This window comes from Arthrobacter sp. ASL1, from assembly GCF_056680475.1.
Genome location: NZ_CM155284.1, coordinates 202,905 through 218,313 on the forward strand (window position 1 = coordinate 202,905; position 15,409 = coordinate 218,313).

Below are 15,409 nucleotides of genomic sequence, written 5' to 3' on the forward strand. Positions count from 1 at the left end.
CCTGGGGCCCGATCGCCGAGCCGGCCTACCCCGGGATGGGCTGTCCCTTCGCCAGGATGGTCAGGCCCGATGCGGTCACCGTGAAGCCGCGCGCCCGGTCCCTGTCCGGATCAACGCCAATGCTCGCCCCCGGGGGGACGACAACGTTCTTGTCGATGATCGCGTGCCTGACCACCGCGCCGGCACCGATGGTGACGTTGTCCAGGAGCACCGACTCCGACACCGTGGCCCCCTCCTCGACCCGGACATCGAGCGAGAGCACCGACTTGCTCACGATGCCACCGGAGATCACGACCCCGGAGGCGAGCAGCGAATCGTGCGCCTCGCCGGGGGTCCCATCCTTGGCGCGGATGAGCTTGGTCGGCGGTGAGCTGTGGTGCCGGGTATGGATCGGCCACTCACTGTTGTAGAGGTTGAACTCCGGGATCGGCGCCACCAGGTCCATGTGCGCGTCGTAGTAGGACTCCAACGTGCCGACATCGCGCCAGTAGCGCACCTGCTGCATGTCCTCGCCGGGAACCGGGTTGGCGGAAAAGTCGTAGACGGCGCAATCACCGCGCTCGACGAACCCGGGGATGATGTCCCCGCCCATGTCGTGCTTGGTGTCATGACGCTCGTTGTCGGAGCGCAGGGCCTCCAACAGTGCCGAGGTTGTGAAGATGTAGTTGCCCATAGAGGCCAGGAAGCTGTTCGGGTCATCGGGCAGACCGGGCGTGGAGTCGGGCTTCTCGACGAAGGCGGCGATCCGTCCGGGACGCTCCGGATCCACCTCGACGACGCCGAACTGGTTCACCTGGTCCAGCGGCTGGCGGACGGCAGAGACCGACGCGGAGGCCCCGGATTCGATGTGCGCATCCAGCATGGCCGAGAAATCCATCCGGTACACGTGGTCTGCGCCCACGACGAGGACGTAGTCGGGCTTGGCATCGTAGATGAGGTTCAACGACTGGTAGATCGCATTGGCCGAGCCGAGGAACCAGTCCTTGCCCAGACGCTGCTGCGCGGGGACGGATGCCACGTAGTTCCCCAGCTGGGTGGACATCCTCCAGGTCTCGGAGACGTGGCGGTCCAGGCTGTGCGACTTGTACTGGGTCAGCACGACCACCTGGTGGTATCCGGAGTTCACGACGTTCGACAGCGCGAAATCGACGAGCCGATAGCCGCCCGCGAAGGGCACGGCGGGCTTGGCGCGGTCCGCGGTCAGCGGCATCAGCCGCTTGCCTTCTCCGCCAGCCAAAACCACGGCGAGGACTTTTCTGTGGGGCATGCCGACTCCCTAGTGCTCGTTCCATCCCGGCGGGGTGGGCCGCCGGCTTCACCTTGTGGCATCACACTATGGCAGAACCCCCCAAGCGACTACGTTGGTGGTGTGAGAGTCGACATTGTTACCAAGGAATTCCCGCCGGCCATCTATGGGGGTGCCGGCGTCCACGTCGCCGAGCTGTCCCGTGTACTGGCCCCGCTGGCGGATCTGCACGTGCACGCGTTCGGCGCCGAACGGCCTGCCGACTACCATGGCGCCGTGGTGGCCAGCTACGCCGAGCCCGCCGACCTGGCGGCCGACAACCCCGCGCTGGCCACGCTCGGAACCGATCTGCGGATCGTCCCCGCGCTGGCCGGAACCGACATCATCCACTCGCACACCTGGTACGCCAACATGGCCGGGCATCTGGGTTCGCTCATGCATGGGGTCCCGCATGTGCTCAGCGCCCATTCGCTCGAGCCGCTGCGCCCGTGGAAGGCCGAGCAACTCGGCGGCGGCTACGCGGTGAGTTCCTGGGCCGAATCCACCGCCTACCACGCAGCGGACGCCATCATCGCCGTCTCCGACGGGATGCGGCGCGACATCCTGGCCGCGTACCCCGCGGTGGACCCCGAACGCGTCCACGTCGTGCACAACGGGGTCGACGTCGAGGCGTGGCACGCGGCGCCACACCTGGATGACCTGCCCGGCCTGGGGATCGACCCGGAGAAGCGCACCGTTGCCTTCGTCGGGCGCATCACCCGGCAGAAGGGTGTGCCCTACCTGCTGCGGGCCGCCGCCCTGCTGCCCGCCGACGTCCAACTCGTGCTCTGTGCCGGAGCCGCCGATACCCCGGAGCTCGCCGCCGAGGTGGCCGGGCTGATCGGCCAGCTCCGCGCGACCCGCGAATCCGTCGTGGTGATCGAGCGGATGCTGCCCCGCCACGAACTCATCCAGGTCCTCACCCAGGCGACCGTATTCGCCTGCCCGTCGATCTACGAACCGTTGGGCATCGTGAACCTGGAGGCCATGGCCTGTTCCACCGCCGTCGTGGCCAGCGCCGTCGGCGGCATCCCGGAGGTCGTGGCCGACGGCGAGACCGGCTATCTGGTGCCCCTGGAACAACTACCCGACGCCTCCGGGACCCCGAAGGACATCGAGCGTTTCGTCGGCGATTTCGCCGCCGCACTCAACCGGGCCCTGGAGGACACCGATCGGGCCGCGGCGATGGGGGCCGCCGGCCGGCGCCGCGCCGCCGAGCACTTCAGCTGGGACGCCATTGCCGCCCGCACCCTGGAGGTCTACCGCGCCGCCATCGACGCGCACGCCCGCTGAGCCGCCAAGTCGTACTTGTCTCCGGCCTCTTTGATGTGAACGGGCCGATCACCGTCATCGCCCCCGGCAAACGCCCCACCAGGGACACGGTGCTGCTCCGAGTCCGCCACTGCGTCCCCAGCCAGGCCGTCGCCTCGTGATCCCATGCCCACACCGGAGCGGCCGGCGTCCCTCCAAAGCCCCTGAACACAGCGGATCCAGGAGCCGAAGAGCGTGGTTGAGATGGCGATTGAAAGCTCGTCGACCAGGCCGCCGCTGAAGTATTCCAGGATCGTCTCGCCGCCGCCTCGATGCGTACGCCCCGGTGGCCAGTGGCCGTGCGGGCCTTCTCAAGCGGGATCACCATTCCGGACGAGCATGCCGATCCCCGTTCCGCATGACGACCTGTCGTCACCAGACCAGTCGACCCACCGGGAGCATCAAGATCGCATCTCCATTCTGGATTTCGAACCATTCCTACCGGCTCGTGCATTGCACGGGCGCAACTGGCGGATATCCGAGTAGATTTGAGCATGTGAGGTGAAACATGAACACCATCAAGGACAAGGTGACGGCATTTCGTCGCTTGCACGCTTCCGGATGCTTCGTCATGCCGAACCCGTGGGATGTGGGAAGCGCCCGGGCTTTGGAGAAAATGGGGTTTCAGGCGCTGGCATCCACGAGTGCCGGTTTCGCCTGGACGCTGGGCCGAGGCGACGACCAGGTGACTCTTGAGGAGACCTTGGAGCACCTCCGTCAGCTTGTTGACGCGGTGACGGTCCCCGTAAACGCAGACTTCAAGGACGGATTCGCGGTTGATCCTCGACATGTCCAGACCAACGTGGCGAGAGCGGTGGCAACGGGGATCGCCGGGCTCTCGATCGAAGACTCGACGGGCGACGTTGCACAGCCACTCCTGGAAATCGACGTGGCCGTAGAACGGATCCGGGCTGCTCGACGCGCGATCGACCAGAGCGGCAGCGACGTCGTCCTCACAGGTCGGTCGGAGGGTTTCGTTCGGGGCCGCCCCGACATTGACGCGACAATCACCAGACTGCGCGCCTATGCCGACGCAGGTGCCGACTGCCTGTATGCACCGCGGATCGATAACCTCGAATACGTCGCGGCAATTATCGCGGCGGTAGCACCCAAGCCGGTCAACCTGCTGATCAATGCGCCATTCGCGACCGTGGCCCAGGCGGCGGCCCTGGGCGTCCGACGGATCAGTGTCGGTGGCACCCTGGCGCGCACCGCCTGGAAAGAGCCACTCCAGGCCGTTCAGGAAATCATCGGTGCTGGAACCTTCTCCTCCTTTGCGGACTTGCCGGACGTGGAGGGCCTCCTCGGCCCACAACAGTGACCCGGGCCAAACAGTCTGTTTTGCGGCGTGCGTTGTCGTGGATGGCTGTCGTGCGGTCGGCGGCAGCGCCGGTGCGGGAACGCACATCGGTCATACCCCGCCCTGTCCTGCACTGTCGAGGTGGCGCTCCACGCGCCTTCACCGACAGGTAGACAGTGAACGGTCGGGTGATGAGACCTCGTGTAAAGCCTCAAGTGGCATGCCCGAACCCCTGGTCGGTTCCCCAAGATCCCCGAGCGTTGAGCAGGACCTCACCGCGAAGCGCCGGCCGCGGTTGCCGATGAAATCGCCGACGATCTCGCCGACGGGACAAAGCCGGGGTCGGCGGATCCGGCAATGCCCCGAGCGATCCAATGGAAGGGCTGCTGGTTGAAACAACACCGGTCGTCGGATCCAGGCTGAATGCCCCGTCCCCGGACAGCACGACGCCGGTGCCCCCTCCGCCGGAGGTGCCGACGCCGCCGTCGATGGGGCGGCTAGGCGCCGACCTTGCGGCCCTGCTTGGCCGCGGCCTTGGCAGCGTGGCGCTGGGCCTTCTCCGCTGCCTTGCGGCGGGCGACGAGGATCTTCTCATCGATGGGGGAGTCGGGCAGTGCCCGCTGGCGACGCAGGTAGTCGGCGGCCTCGTCCTGGCGTTCCGCCTCGATGCCGGTGGCGATGTCGGCGCGCAGGTGCTCGGGGCCATACCCGAAGGCGTCCACCAGGTCCTGGGCGTGCGGGCGCAGGCGGGCCAACAGCCGGTTGATGTAGGGGCCCAGCGTGCGGGCCCGCTGGCTGGAGAGCCTGCCGTGCATCTGGTACCACGCCAGATCCTTCTCGATCAGCTGCAGGCCGAACAGGTCACGGACCCAGGTCATCACCTGGCGCGTGTCGTGGTCCTCGATACGCTCCAAGGCGGCCGTGAACGACTCCCAGAGCAGCAGCTCGGCGTGGGCGCGGGCGGCCTCGATGATCTCGTGCTGGTTCTCGTTGAAGACACGCGCCCCCTCGGCCTGGGGAAGCTTGGCCGCCCCGCGCATGGCGTCGGCCGCCTCGCCGATCGCCGTCTGGACACGGTCGGTCAGCAGGTTGCGTTGGGTTTCGGCGTCCTTGAGGAAGTTCGCCGAACGCTTCTCGGAACCGGTGTCGGCCCAGGTCTGCGCGAACTGGCGCAGCCCGGAGCGGTTGATGGCCACGTTGCCCGCCTGGCGGACCACGTAACGGGCCAGGACGCCGGCGTCCAGGTGGCGGAATTCCTGGGCGTAGTCGGTGAGCAGGCGTTTGGCGACCAGCTGCAGCAGCACGTTGTTGTCGCCCTCGAAGGTGACGTACACGTCCAGGTCGGCACGCAGCGAGGTGAAGCGGTTCTTGGTGATGAACCCGGCACCGCCGCAGGCCTCGCGGCATTCCTGGAGGATGTCCAGGGCGTTCCAGGTCGAGGTCGGCTTCAGGGCTGCGGCCAGGGTCTCGAGATCCTGGCGGTCCTCGTCGGTGTCGGTGGCGCCGGAGAAGACGCCGTCGAACTTCTCGAGCAGCTCCTCGTGGCCGAACGACATCGCGTAGGTGGTGGCGATCCGGGAGATCAACCGGCGCTGGTGGCGCTGGTAGTCCATGATCACCTCCTCCTGGACGGTGGAGGTGGCGTTGAACTGGCGGCGCTGGTGGGCGTAGGTCACGGCGATCTGCAGGGCCACCTTCGAGGCGGCGACAGCCGCACCGTCCAGTGAGACACGACCCTGGACCAGGGTGCCGAGCATCGTGAAGAAGCGCCGGCCGGGACTGGCAATGGGGGAGGTGTAGGTCCCCTCCGCATCGACGTCGCCGTAGCGGTTGAGCAGGTTGGTCCGCGGGATCCTGACATGGTCGAAGTGCAGGCGGCCGTTGTCGATGCCGTTCAGGCCGCCCTTGAGCCCGTCGTCCTCCCCGCCGATGCCGGGCAGGAACCCGTTGTCGTCGCGGATGGGGACATAGAGGGCGTGGACCCCGTGGTTCACCCCCTGGGTGATCAGCTGCGCGAAGACGACGGCGGCGCGACCGTGCAACCCGGCATTGCCCAGGTATTCCTTCCAGGCGGCCCGGAACGGGGTGTGGATCTCGAATTCGTCGGATTCCGGGATGTAGGTGGCCGTGGTGGCGACGCTGGCCACATCGGAACCATGCCCGATCTCGGTCATCGCGAAGGCCCCGGGGATCTCCATGTTCAGGATGCCGGGCAGCCACTTCTCGTGGTGTTCGGGTGAACCCAGGTGCAGGACCGCCGAGCCGAAGAGGCCCCATTGGACGCCGGCCTTGATCTGCAGGGAGGGATCGGCGGTAACCAGTTCCTCGAATGCGGCGATGTTGCCGCCATGGTTGTTGCTGCCCCCGAGCGCTTCCGGGAAGGCCCGCTGGATCGCGCCCTCGTCCACCAGGAGCGAGAGCTGGCCCAGGACACGTTCGCGGTGCTCGGCCATGGACTGGCCTTCCACCCGCTGGAATTCCCCACGGCCGGCTATGGCGCGGGATGCGCGGCGCTCATCGGCCCATCTACCCAGGAGCTGTTCGCCGAGCGCGGCGACATCGATGCGGGGTTCGGGACGGTCCGTGGCCGTCGTGTTCTGCTGGGTCACGATGTGTGCCTTTCCAGTTCTCTTGCGTTCGTGCTGGTGTGCGGTGTGGTGCGTGGGGGAAATGTGCCGGAGAGGCGTCCGGCGATGCCGGAGACGAGCCAATCGGTGATGGTCGAGGTCAGTTCTTCCTCCGTGGGTTTGCCGGGGGCATCGGGGGTGCGCAGCCAGGTCTCGCCCGCCGCGCGGACCATGCCGATGGCGGCACGGGGCCACAGGTCGAGTGCAGGGCCCGGGGGGTCGGATCCATCCCGGCCGCGCAGGTAGGCGTGCATCCGGTCCGTCATCATCGACGTGAGTTCGGCGAAGAAGTCGTCCAGCGGTTCACCGCCCGGGGAAGCACAGGCGGCGGCCTGCGGGTCGCGGGAGATGTCGGTGACGTAGAAGTAGACGTTCGGAGACGTCTTGGCCATATGGAGATACGCGCGGACCATGGCCAACAACCCGGCCTGCTCCGTCGTCGCCGTCCGGGCGGCGTCCACGACCTTGGACCGCATTTGGCCGATGACGATCTCGCCCATGGCCCGACGCAGGCCATCCTTGTCGCCGAAGTAACGGTAGAAGACGGATTTCGAGGTGCCGGCTTCGGCGGCGCAGTCGTCCATGGAGGCGGTGGGTCCAAACCGGTGGATCACGGCGCGGGCCGCCTTGACCAGTTCCGTCCGGCGGGACTGCCGGTGGGCGTCCCAACGGGCCGAGCGGCCATCGCCGGACATACCGGCCGTGGCATCGGTGGAGATGTCGGAGGAGTTCACGATACCCAGCGTATCAGGTACGCTAGGTATCGGTAACTCACCTCACATTGTCAGGAGTCATTCCATGGCCGAACAGGCTTCCCCCGCCCAGGCACCGACGTCCGGCACCACGGGTCTCCGACCCGCCGTGGTGATCGGCGGCAACCGCATCCCGTTTGCCCGCTCCAACGGCAAATACTCGACGGCTTCGAACCAGGAAATGCTCACCGCGGCACTCGACGGACTCGTGGCCCGCTTCGGCCTGCAGGGCCAGCGCATGGGTGCCGTGGCTGCCGGCGCCGTCCTGAAGCACTCCAAGGACTTCAATCTGGTCCGCGAGTCGGTTCTGGGCACTGCCCTGTCGCCGACGACGCCCGCCTACGACATCCAGATGGCGTGCGCCACGGGCATGGAAGCCATCGGCTCCCTCGCCAACAAGATCCGCCTGGGCCAGATCGAATCGGGCATCGGCGGCGGCGTCGACACCACCTCCGACGCCCCGATCGCGGTCAGCGAGGGCCTGCGCTCCGTGTTGCTTGAGCTCTCCCGGGCCCGCACCCTCCAGCAACGGCTCGGCGCGCTCTCGAAGTTCCGCCCCAAGGACCTGACGCCCAACGCCCCGGGCACCGGCGAACCGCGCACCGGACTCTCGATGGGCGACCACCAGGCCGTCACCACCGCCGCCTGGGGCATCACCCGCCAGGCGCAGGACGAGTTGGCCCTGGCCAGCCACCGGAACCTCGCGGCGGCCTACGACCGCCACTTCTTCGATGACCTGGTGACCCCGTTCCGCGGCGTCTCGAAGGACACCAACCTGCGGGCCGACAGCACGCTGGAGAAGCTGGGCACCCTCAAGCCCGCATTCGGCAAGAACCTCGGCGACAAGGCCACCATGACCGCCGGCAATTCGACGCCGCTGACGGACGGCGCCTCCGCAGTCCTCCTCGGCTCCGAGGACTACGCCCGCGAACACGACCTGCCGATGCTGGCCAACTTCGTGGACTTCGAAGCCGGCGCCGTCGATTTCGTCAACGGCGCGGAGGGCCTGCTGATGGCTCCGGCCTACGCCGTCCCGCGGCTCCTGGCCCGCAACGGCCTGACCCTGCAGGACTTCGACTTCTACGAGATCCACGAGGCCTTCGCCGGCACCGTGCTCAGCACCCTCGCAGCCTGGGAGGATCCGGACTTCTGCCGCAACAAGCTCGGGCTCGAGAACGCGCTGGGATCGATCGACCGTGGTCGGTTGAACGTCAACGGCTCCTCGCTCGCCGCCGGCCACCCCTTTGCCGCCACCGGCGGGCGCATCGTCGCCACCCTGGCCAAGATGCTGCACGAGAAGGGATCCGGCCGTGGCCTGGTCTCCGTCTGCGCCGCCGGCGGCCAGGGTGTCGTCGCCATCCTGGAGGCACGCTGAACATGGCCGACAACTACCTGAAACTCGTCAATAGCGGGTTCACGAAGGACCTGGCCAAGTCCCTGGGCCTGCCCAGGCCCTCGATCCTGCGCCGATACGGGCCGGGCCAGCCCCTGGTGCCGGGCCCCGTCGTCGTCCTCGGCGCCGGTGCCGCGGCCCACGAGCTGACCGACACCCTCCTGGGGTGGGGGTTGGACGTGCGCCGCCACGCCGGGGGCTCCGAGAAGCTCGGCGCGCTGATCCTGGCCCTCGACGCCGTCGAGGCGCCGGGCGACCTGTCGGCGGTTGCCCTGGAAACCGGTGCGGCGCTGCGCAGCCTGCTCCCGGGTGGGCGCGTGGTCTCCATCTCGCGGCCCGCGGTGGCCGCCGATGCCCCCGCACGTTCGGTGGCACGCCACGGGGTCACCGGCATGGTGCGCTCGCTCGGCCGCGAACTGCGCGGCGGGGCCACCGCCAACGGCATCCTGCTCGCCGACGGTATCGGCGCCGACGCCCCTACGGCGACCGCTGCCCTGCACTTCCTGCTCTCGGGTCGCAGCGCCTACGTCGACGGCCAGTTCCTGGCGGTCGAAACCACCCGCGGGGAGCTTCCCGTGGACTGGGACCAGCCGCTGGCCGGCAAGGTCGCCGTGGTGACCGGAGCCGCCCGCGGCATCGGAGCGGCCATTGCCCGGACGCTGCACCGCGACGGGGCCACGATCGTGGCCGTCGACGTCCCGCAGGCCGGGGACGCCCTGGCGAAGGTCGCCAACGAGGTCCGCGGCACCGCCCTGCAGCTGGACGTCACCCGCGAGGACGCCGGGACGGTGATCATGGACCACGCGCTGGGCCGCCACGGCCACCTGGACATCGTGATCCACAATGCCGGCATCACCCGGGACAAGCTGCTGGCCAACATGGACGCCGCCCGCTGGGACCAGGTCATCGCCGTGAACCTGGAATCGCAGCTGCGCATGAACGAGGCCTTTCTGGCCGCGGATCTGCCCGGCCTGCGGATCGTCTCGCTGGCCTCCACCAGCGGTATCGCCGGCAACCGGGGGCAGACCAACTATGCGGCCTCCAAGGCCGGGGTGATCGGCATGGTCGCCTCCACGGCAACGTCCATGGCCGAACGCGATGGCGGGATCAACGCCGTCGCGCCGGGCTTCATCGAAACCGACATGACGGCCAAGATCCCGGTCGCCACCCGTACCGTGGGCCGGATGCTCATGCCCTCTTTGATGCAGGGAGGGCAGCCGCTGGACGTCGCCGAGGCGATCGGCTTCCTGGCCTCCGACGCCGCCGGTGGCATCAACGGGCAGACCCTGCGCGTCTGCGGACAGTCGCTGGTGGGAGCATGAGCCGCCGCGAGGTCCGTCTCGGTTCCGTGCCGGCCCTGCCCCGGCTCTACGCCGAGGCGGTGGCTAACCAGGTCCGCACCAAGCTGACCGGTTCGTCCGGTGCGCTGGTGCTGCCCGAGGTCGAGCACTCCGTCTCCGGGGTGCGGGCCGGGGCACCCCGGCTGGAGGCCTACCAGAAGCTGGTCGGGGACACCGTACGCGGAACACTGCCCAGCGTCTTCGTCCACGGGACGGTCTTCCCGGTGGCCATGTCCGTGCTCGCGGCCCGGGATTTCCCCCTGCCGTTGCTGGGCATGGTGCACCTGTCCAACCAGGTGGAGCACCTGCGCCCGATCCGCGTGGACGAGGCCCTGGACGTGCGCGCGTGGGCCGAGAAGCTGCGCGACCACTACGCCGGAACCGCGGTGGACGTGGTCTGCGAGGCGAGCGTCGACGGCGAGATCGTTTGGGTGGGGACCTCGACGTACCTGGCCAAGGGAATCTGGGCGGGCCAGCGGCCCGAACGCCGGCGCGACCGCCCGGAGTTCGTGCCGCCGGTCCAGACCGGGGCCTGGCGCCTGGGGGCCGGTGCGGGTCGCGACTACGCCGCGGTGCTGGGTGACTACAACCCGATCCACCTCGGCGCGCTGCCGGCCAAGGCACTGGGCATGAAACGCCAGATCGCCCACGGCATGTTCCTCGCCGGCAAGGCCCTGGCCCAGACCGCACCGTTGGACGGTGGCTACCACTGGGACGTCGTCTTCGAGGCGCCGGTGTTGCTGCCCTCCACGGTCAGCTTCGGGGTCACGACCACCGAGAAGCTCCGGTCCTTCGAGGGCTGGAACGCGACGACGGGACGGCGGCACTTCCACGGGGCGGTGCGCCCGCTCTAGGAACGATCCCGTTCGCGATCGGCGGCGGCCCGGGCATAACTGTCCAGGGCCGCCGTGGCCGTATGCGCCCAGCTGAAGGCCCGTGAACGCACGACGGCGGTGCTCCCCATCCGCTGCAACTGCTCCCGGTGCGTGGCGGCGTGGGCGATGGCCTCCGCCCAGCTGTGGGCGTCCAGGTCGGCGACGAGTACACCGGTGGAACCGTCGGCGACACTGTGGCGTAACCCGCCGACGTCGTGCGCCAGGACCGGTGTCCCGCAGGCCTGCGCCTCCATGGCCACCAGCCCGAACGACTCGCTGTAGGAGGGGACGGCGACGAGGTGGGCCGCCCGGAACCAGGCGGCCAGATCGGTGGCCGGGGCCGGGGGGAGCCGGTGGGCGGTGTGCTCGAGGTGCTCCTGGGCGATCAGGCGCGACAGGTTGAGTTCCTTGGAACCGCTGCGGGATCCGATGATCGCCAATTCGACGTCGATGTCCGGGCGTTTCCGGGCCAGCAGGCCGAGGGCCCGGAGCAGGACCTGTGGCCCCTTGAGCTTCTGGATGCGTCCGGCGAAGGCGATGCGCAGGGGGTCGGCGGCCGGGCCGGGTGTGTGCCCGGCATCGCCGATCCAGATCCGTGGCCCCTCGGGGCGGAAGACCTCCAGGTCCACCCCGGGGGCGACCACGTCGATGTGCCCGCGCTCCGCGCCGTAGTCGGACACCAGCTCGTCGGCCTCCGCCGCCGTGTTCGCGGTCAACCGGGTGGCCCGTGCCGCCAACACCGTCTCCGCCTCGACGCGGGAGTCGGGCTCATCGGCATCGTGCTGCAGGCGGCGCTTGACCTTGGCCATGGTGTGCATGGTGTGGACCAGCGGAATGTCCCAGCTGTCCGCGAGCTCCAGCCCGACGACTCCCGACATCCAGTAGTGGCTGTGCACGACGTCGTAGGGCCCGAATCCGCCAGCCAGTATCCCGGCGGTGATCTCCGGCAGGTACTGGGGGAGCTCCTCCTTGGACACCGGGCCGTCGGGTCCGGCGGCGATGTGGTGGACCACCACGCCGTCGCCGATGCCGACGGATTCCTGCGCGGGAGCACCGCGGGTGAAGACATCGACCACGGAACCGGCCGCGGCCAGTGCCACGGCGGTTTCGCGGACGTAGACGTTCATGCCGCCGGCATCGCCGGATCCGGGCTGTTCCAGGGGCGAGGTGTGCAGGCAGAGCATCGCCACGCGGGGACGCCAGGGGAGGGTGGGGCTCCGCAGCTGGCCGGGGGAGTCAATGGCGTGGCGCATGAAGGTCCTGGACGGGGTGGCCGGGATCAACCGGTGGTCCCTTGAAGACTAGTCCGCGAACCGGTGTCTGGCCTACTTGGTGGTGCCGGGCTTGCGGGTGGCCGCGGGCGTGGCGGCCAGGGCCTCAAGGTCGGCAGGGACCGTACCCTGGGCGATTCCCCGGGGGAACCAATCCGGGCAGAGTGCCACCACCCGGTGGACGGTGGGGGCTTCCGGCAGGGGGACGGCGTGCGGGAGCGTTGCGGCGAGCGTCGTGCCGAGCCATGCCACCTCATTGGCGGAGAGCAAGCGGTCCGCGGACGCATCCGGGCCCGTTGCGGCTTCCCGATCCTCCTGCCGGTAGGCAAGACAGAGGGACGCCAGCGATGGCAGTGTGCTGGCCGGTGGCTCCGGCTGCTGGGTCGGGGTTCCGGGCGTTGGAGCCGGGTCGGGTGTCCCGCTGGGAGTCGGGGACGGCGGGGTGGTTGGCGGTGCCGGGTTCGTCGGCGACGGGGACGGCGTGGGGGAAGACGGAGCCGTGGACTCGTCCGGTGGCGGGGCAGGCGATTCGGTGGGTGTCGCCGATGTCGCTGGCGGGTCCGGGTTTTCGGTCGGGGACGCGGACGGGGTTTGGCTTGGCGGCACCGTGGGCTCGTCGCTGGGCTGCGCGGGGGTGGGCCGGGCGGATGCCGGCGGTGCCGGTGTGCTCGGCGGTTCGGCAGCTGTGGACGGTGCCGGTTTGGTGGCCGGCCCCTGGCGCGGGGACTTCGGTTTTGGCGGTTCCGGCGCGGTCTCGGTGCGGTCCTGGCCTGCAGCGGACGGCGGGGAGGTGACAGGTGACGCTGGTTCTTGCCTCGTCGGTGTCGGGCTGGGCGATGCGCTGGAGGCAGCAGTGGTGTGGTCGGTTGGCAGGTCCCGCGTGCGGGCAATCCGCTGGAGTTCCTGTTCGGTGACCGGACGGCTCTGGCCGGGAAGCAACGGCAGGTACCGGGCCGGATCAACCCATTTCCCGTTGAGACAGACCTCGAAGTGCAGGTGGCATCCGGTGGAGTTCCCGGTGGTGCCCGATAGGGCCAGCAGGTCACCGCGTCGGACGATGTCCCCAACGCGGACGATCAGCAGCGAGTTGTGGCTATAGGCGGTTTCGACGCCGCTTCCATGATCGACCCTGACCCGCTGGCCGGAGTGGCCGGCCCACGCGGACTGGACCACCGTGCCGTCTTCGGCGGCACGCACCGGGGTTCCACAAGCCACGCCGTAATCCTGGCCGATGTGGATGTACGAGCCGGGCCCGGTCGGGTTCAGCCGCCATCCGAATCCACTGGTGATGCGGGTGCTGGATACCGGTGCCGACAGGGCCAGCCCGCCGGGGAGCAGCCCGACTGGCCCGATGGCGACGTGCAGCGCGCCACCGGAGCCGGAAACCCCTTCGCCGTTTCGGGCGCTGCCGTCGGGGCCGACCTCGGAAGTGACGTCCGGCTGGTAGCCCGGGGTCCAGGTCTCGGCCCACGCCGTCGCTGCGGAGGAGTCGAGCAGCGGGGATGTGTCCGGGATGGCGTAGACGGGGTTGACCACCGGGGCGGTCGTGGTGGTCGCCCGGATGGCGGTTGCGGCGGCGGTTCCCGGGATCGGCTGGCCCGCCGCCGGAGCGGTGCCGAGGAGCAATACGCCGGTCGCGGCCGCGCCGATCCACTTAAGTACGGCGCGTGGGGGAGCGTGGCGAAGCGCCGGATGCCGCGGCACGTGCTGGCCCATGGTTCCCCCGAGGAGACGGAGCGTGGCCCCACTGTGGGACAGAGCGTCCCGGAGGCCGTGGTCCAGATCACGTTACCCGTCGATTCATGCCAAGACCAGAGGACTGGAGGGTGAATATCCATCAGATGGTCATGTCGTGTCGGACTCGTGGTTTCCGGCAGGATCCACAGTTCTCCGGCCACCGTCAGCGGAACCCCGTTCGGCCGGAGCCGCCGCCTTCAGGTGGGGGTTATAGGCAGGAATGTGTGTACGTGAGAGGCTTGCTTCCCTGTCGTGCGTAGGGTGAGGCCGGGATACACATGCTTTGGGAGCATGTGGGGTGCCTCTTGCCTCGAACCAACCGCGTTGTGGTGTATGCGATTCCAAGCTCGTCAAGAACGGGAAAACCTCGGCCGGACGTACCCGATGGCGATGCAAACAGTGCGGGGCTTCGAGCACGCAGTCGCGCCTGGACGTCAGCCGACGAGCACAGCTGGCTGGCTTCGTGGACTGGCTGCTCGGTGTCACGTCGCAGGCCTCCCGTGGTGGGACCGGCAGGACCTTCCGGGCGTTGGTTGGATGGTGCTGGCGGGTCGAGGTTCCCCCGCCAGCGCCAACGGGTCAGGTCCACGAGCAGGTCATGCTCGACGGGACGTACTTCAACGGCTGGTGCGTGCTCATCGCCTTCACCGGCTCCCATGTCGTGGACTGGCAGTGGTGCGACCAGGAGAAGAAAGCCTCATGGCAGGCCCTGATGGAACGGGTCCCGGCCCCGACGGTGGCCGTTGTCGATGGCGGGACCGGTCTGCATGCAGCATTGCGCCATTACTGGCCGGATACGCGCGTGCAGCGGTGCTATTTCCACATCTTCCAGGCCGTACGCCGCCACCTGACTTTCGCCCCCAGGCTGCCCGCTGGTCGGGAGCTCATGGCCCTGACCAAGGCGTTGATGAAGGTCTCCAGCCAGGAGCAGGCTGCGGCCTGGATCAGCGCCTATTCGCAGTGGGAGGCCAAATGGGACGCTTTCCTCAAGCACCGCACCGAAGCCCGTACCGGTGCTGAACGGCCCTCCGCTGTTCCTGCCAGTCGTCTCTGGTGGTACACCCATCAGCGGCTACGCCGGGCTCGAGGCTTCTACCGGTCGTTGATCAAACACGAGAACCTGTTCATCTGGCTGGAGACCGATTTGCAGCCTGCCAGTGGAGCGAAGATCCACCGGACTACTTCGCCCTTGGAGGGCGGTCCGAACAAGGCCATCAAGGAATTGCTCCGCGCCCATCGCGGGATGCCTGACGCGCACGCCCGCACCGCGGTGAACTGGCTATTGGATTCACTGACTGAATTCCCCAGGGAGCCATGGACACTCGTGCGCCAGGAACACTGGGACCCTCCACGCAAGCAACGAAAAATCAAGGAAGAACCCGACGGGCCGGCGCTCTACGACAAGGAATTCAGTTGGGAAGACGGCAACGGCGTCCAGCACGGCTGGGGCGGTAGAAGCAGACCGTGACACACCCGGGCCATACACACATTCCTGCCTATAACCCTCAGGTGGGGGCG

The 15,409-nt window shown here is 68.6% G+C and carries 11 protein-coding genes; 6 read left to right on the top strand and 5 right to left on the bottom strand.

The window, feature by feature from the left end; all coding sequences use genetic code 11:
• Nucleotides 1-25: 25 nt before the first annotated feature.
• Nucleotides 26-1,267, bottom strand: a complete 1,242-nt coding sequence (gene glgC / locus AC1MEQ_RS00930) for a glucose-1-phosphate adenylyltransferase (protein WP_479793131.1) — start codon at nucleotides 1,265-1,267, stop codon at nucleotides 26-28.
• Between the two features lie 102 nt (nucleotides 1,268-1,369).
• Here glgC and glgA point away from each other — a divergent pair, with 102 nt between their 5' ends.
• Nucleotides 1,370-2,578 (top strand): glycogen synthase, encoded by a 1,209-nt coding sequence (gene glgA, locus AC1MEQ_RS00935; RefSeq protein WP_479793133.1) that lies wholly within the window; start codon nucleotides 1,370-1,372, stop codon nucleotides 2,576-2,578.
• 526 nt (nucleotides 2,579-3,104) lie between these two features.
• Nucleotides 3,105-3,917 carry an isocitrate lyase/PEP mutase family protein gene (locus tag AC1MEQ_RS00940; RefSeq protein ID WP_479793134.1) on the top strand — a complete coding sequence of 271 codons (813 nt, stop codon included), beginning with the start codon at nucleotides 3,105-3,107 and terminating at the stop codon, nucleotides 3,915-3,917.
• Nucleotides 3,918-4,393: 476 nt separating this feature from the next.
• Here the strand turns inward: AC1MEQ_RS00940 and AC1MEQ_RS00945 are convergent, their stop codons facing one another.
• The gene (locus AC1MEQ_RS00945; protein WP_479793136.1) at nucleotides 4,394-6,505 is read right to left on the bottom strand and encodes an acyl-CoA dehydrogenase family protein; all 2,112 of its coding nucleotides are present in this window, start codon (nucleotides 6,503-6,505) and stop codon (nucleotides 4,394-4,396) included.
• A complete protein-coding gene (locus AC1MEQ_RS00950) occupies nucleotides 6,502-7,257 on the bottom strand; it encodes a TetR/AcrR family transcriptional regulator (protein ID WP_479793138.1) in 756 nt (251 codons plus the stop codon). Before AC1MEQ_RS00950 ends, AC1MEQ_RS00945 begins: the two co-directional genes overlap by 4 nt.
• Before the next feature lie 64 nt (nucleotides 7,258-7,321).
• On the opposite strand from AC1MEQ_RS00950, the gene AC1MEQ_RS00955 reads away from it, so the two are divergent.
• The 3 genes from AC1MEQ_RS00955 to AC1MEQ_RS00965 are packed head-to-tail and all read left to right on the top strand — an operon-like array spanning nucleotide 7,322 to nucleotide 10,862.
• Nucleotides 7,322-8,650, top strand: a complete 1,329-nt coding sequence (locus AC1MEQ_RS00955; protein ID WP_479793139.1) for an acetyl-CoA C-acetyltransferase — start codon at nucleotides 7,322-7,324, stop codon at nucleotides 8,648-8,650.
• A 2-nt stretch (nucleotides 8,651-8,652) separates the two neighbouring features.
• A complete protein-coding gene (locus AC1MEQ_RS00960) occupies nucleotides 8,653-9,990 on the top strand; it encodes a 3-oxoacyl-ACP reductase (RefSeq protein WP_479793141.1) in 1,338 nt (445 codons plus the stop codon).
• Nucleotides 9,987-10,862, top strand: a complete 876-nt coding sequence (locus tag AC1MEQ_RS00965; RefSeq protein WP_479793143.1) for a MaoC family dehydratase — start codon at nucleotides 9,987-9,989, stop codon at nucleotides 10,860-10,862. The genes AC1MEQ_RS00960 and AC1MEQ_RS00965 overlap by 4 nt, the downstream gene beginning before the upstream one ends.
• Here the strand turns inward: AC1MEQ_RS00965 and AC1MEQ_RS00970 are convergent.
• Both AC1MEQ_RS00970 and AC1MEQ_RS00975 read right to left on the bottom strand, forming a co-directional pair.
• Nucleotides 10,859-12,136, bottom strand: a complete 1,278-nt coding sequence (locus AC1MEQ_RS00970) for a glycosyltransferase (protein WP_479793145.1) — start codon at nucleotides 12,134-12,136, stop codon at nucleotides 10,859-10,861. The genes AC1MEQ_RS00965 and AC1MEQ_RS00970 overlap by 4 nt on opposite strands.
• A 72-nt stretch (nucleotides 12,137-12,208) precedes the next feature.
• Nucleotides 12,209-13,870, bottom strand: a complete 1,662-nt coding sequence (locus AC1MEQ_RS00975) for a M23 family metallopeptidase (RefSeq protein WP_479793146.1) — start codon at nucleotides 13,868-13,870, stop codon at nucleotides 12,209-12,211.
• A 319-nt stretch (nucleotides 13,871-14,189) separates the two neighbouring features.
• Between AC1MEQ_RS00975 and AC1MEQ_RS00980 the strand changes: the two genes are divergently transcribed.
• Complete coding sequence (locus AC1MEQ_RS00980; RefSeq protein ID WP_479792515.1) at nucleotides 14,190-15,359, top strand: IS1249 family transposase; 1,170 nt, start codon at nucleotides 14,190-14,192, stop codon at nucleotides 15,357-15,359.
• The last annotated feature ends 50 nt before the right edge of the window (nucleotides 15,360-15,409 follow it).

Coding starts and splice junctions, on each gene's coding strand:
- glgC (WP_479793131.1), bottom strand. CDS start 1,267: ATGCCCCACAGAAAAGTCCTCGCCGTGGTTTTGGCTGGCGGAGAAGGC.
- AC1MEQ_RS00940 (WP_479793134.1), top strand. CDS start 3,105: ATGAACACCATCAAGGACAAGGTGACGGCATTTCGTCGCTTGCACGCT.
- AC1MEQ_RS00955 (WP_479793139.1), top strand. CDS start 7,322: ATGGCCGAACAGGCTTCCCCCGCCCAGGCACCGACGTCCGGCACCACG.
- AC1MEQ_RS00960 (WP_479793141.1), top strand. CDS start 8,653: ATGGCCGACAACTACCTGAAACTCGTCAATAGCGGGTTCACGAAGGAC.
- AC1MEQ_RS00965 (WP_479793143.1), top strand. CDS start 9,987: ATGAGCCGCCGCGAGGTCCGTCTCGGTTCCGTGCCGGCCCTGCCCCGG.
- AC1MEQ_RS00970 (WP_479793145.1), bottom strand. CDS start 12,136: ATGCGCCACGCCATTGACTCCCCCGGCCAGCTGCGGAGCCCCACCCTC.
- AC1MEQ_RS00975 (WP_479793146.1), bottom strand. CDS start 13,870: ATGGGCCAGCACGTGCCGCGGCATCCGGCGCTTCGCCACGCTCCCCCA.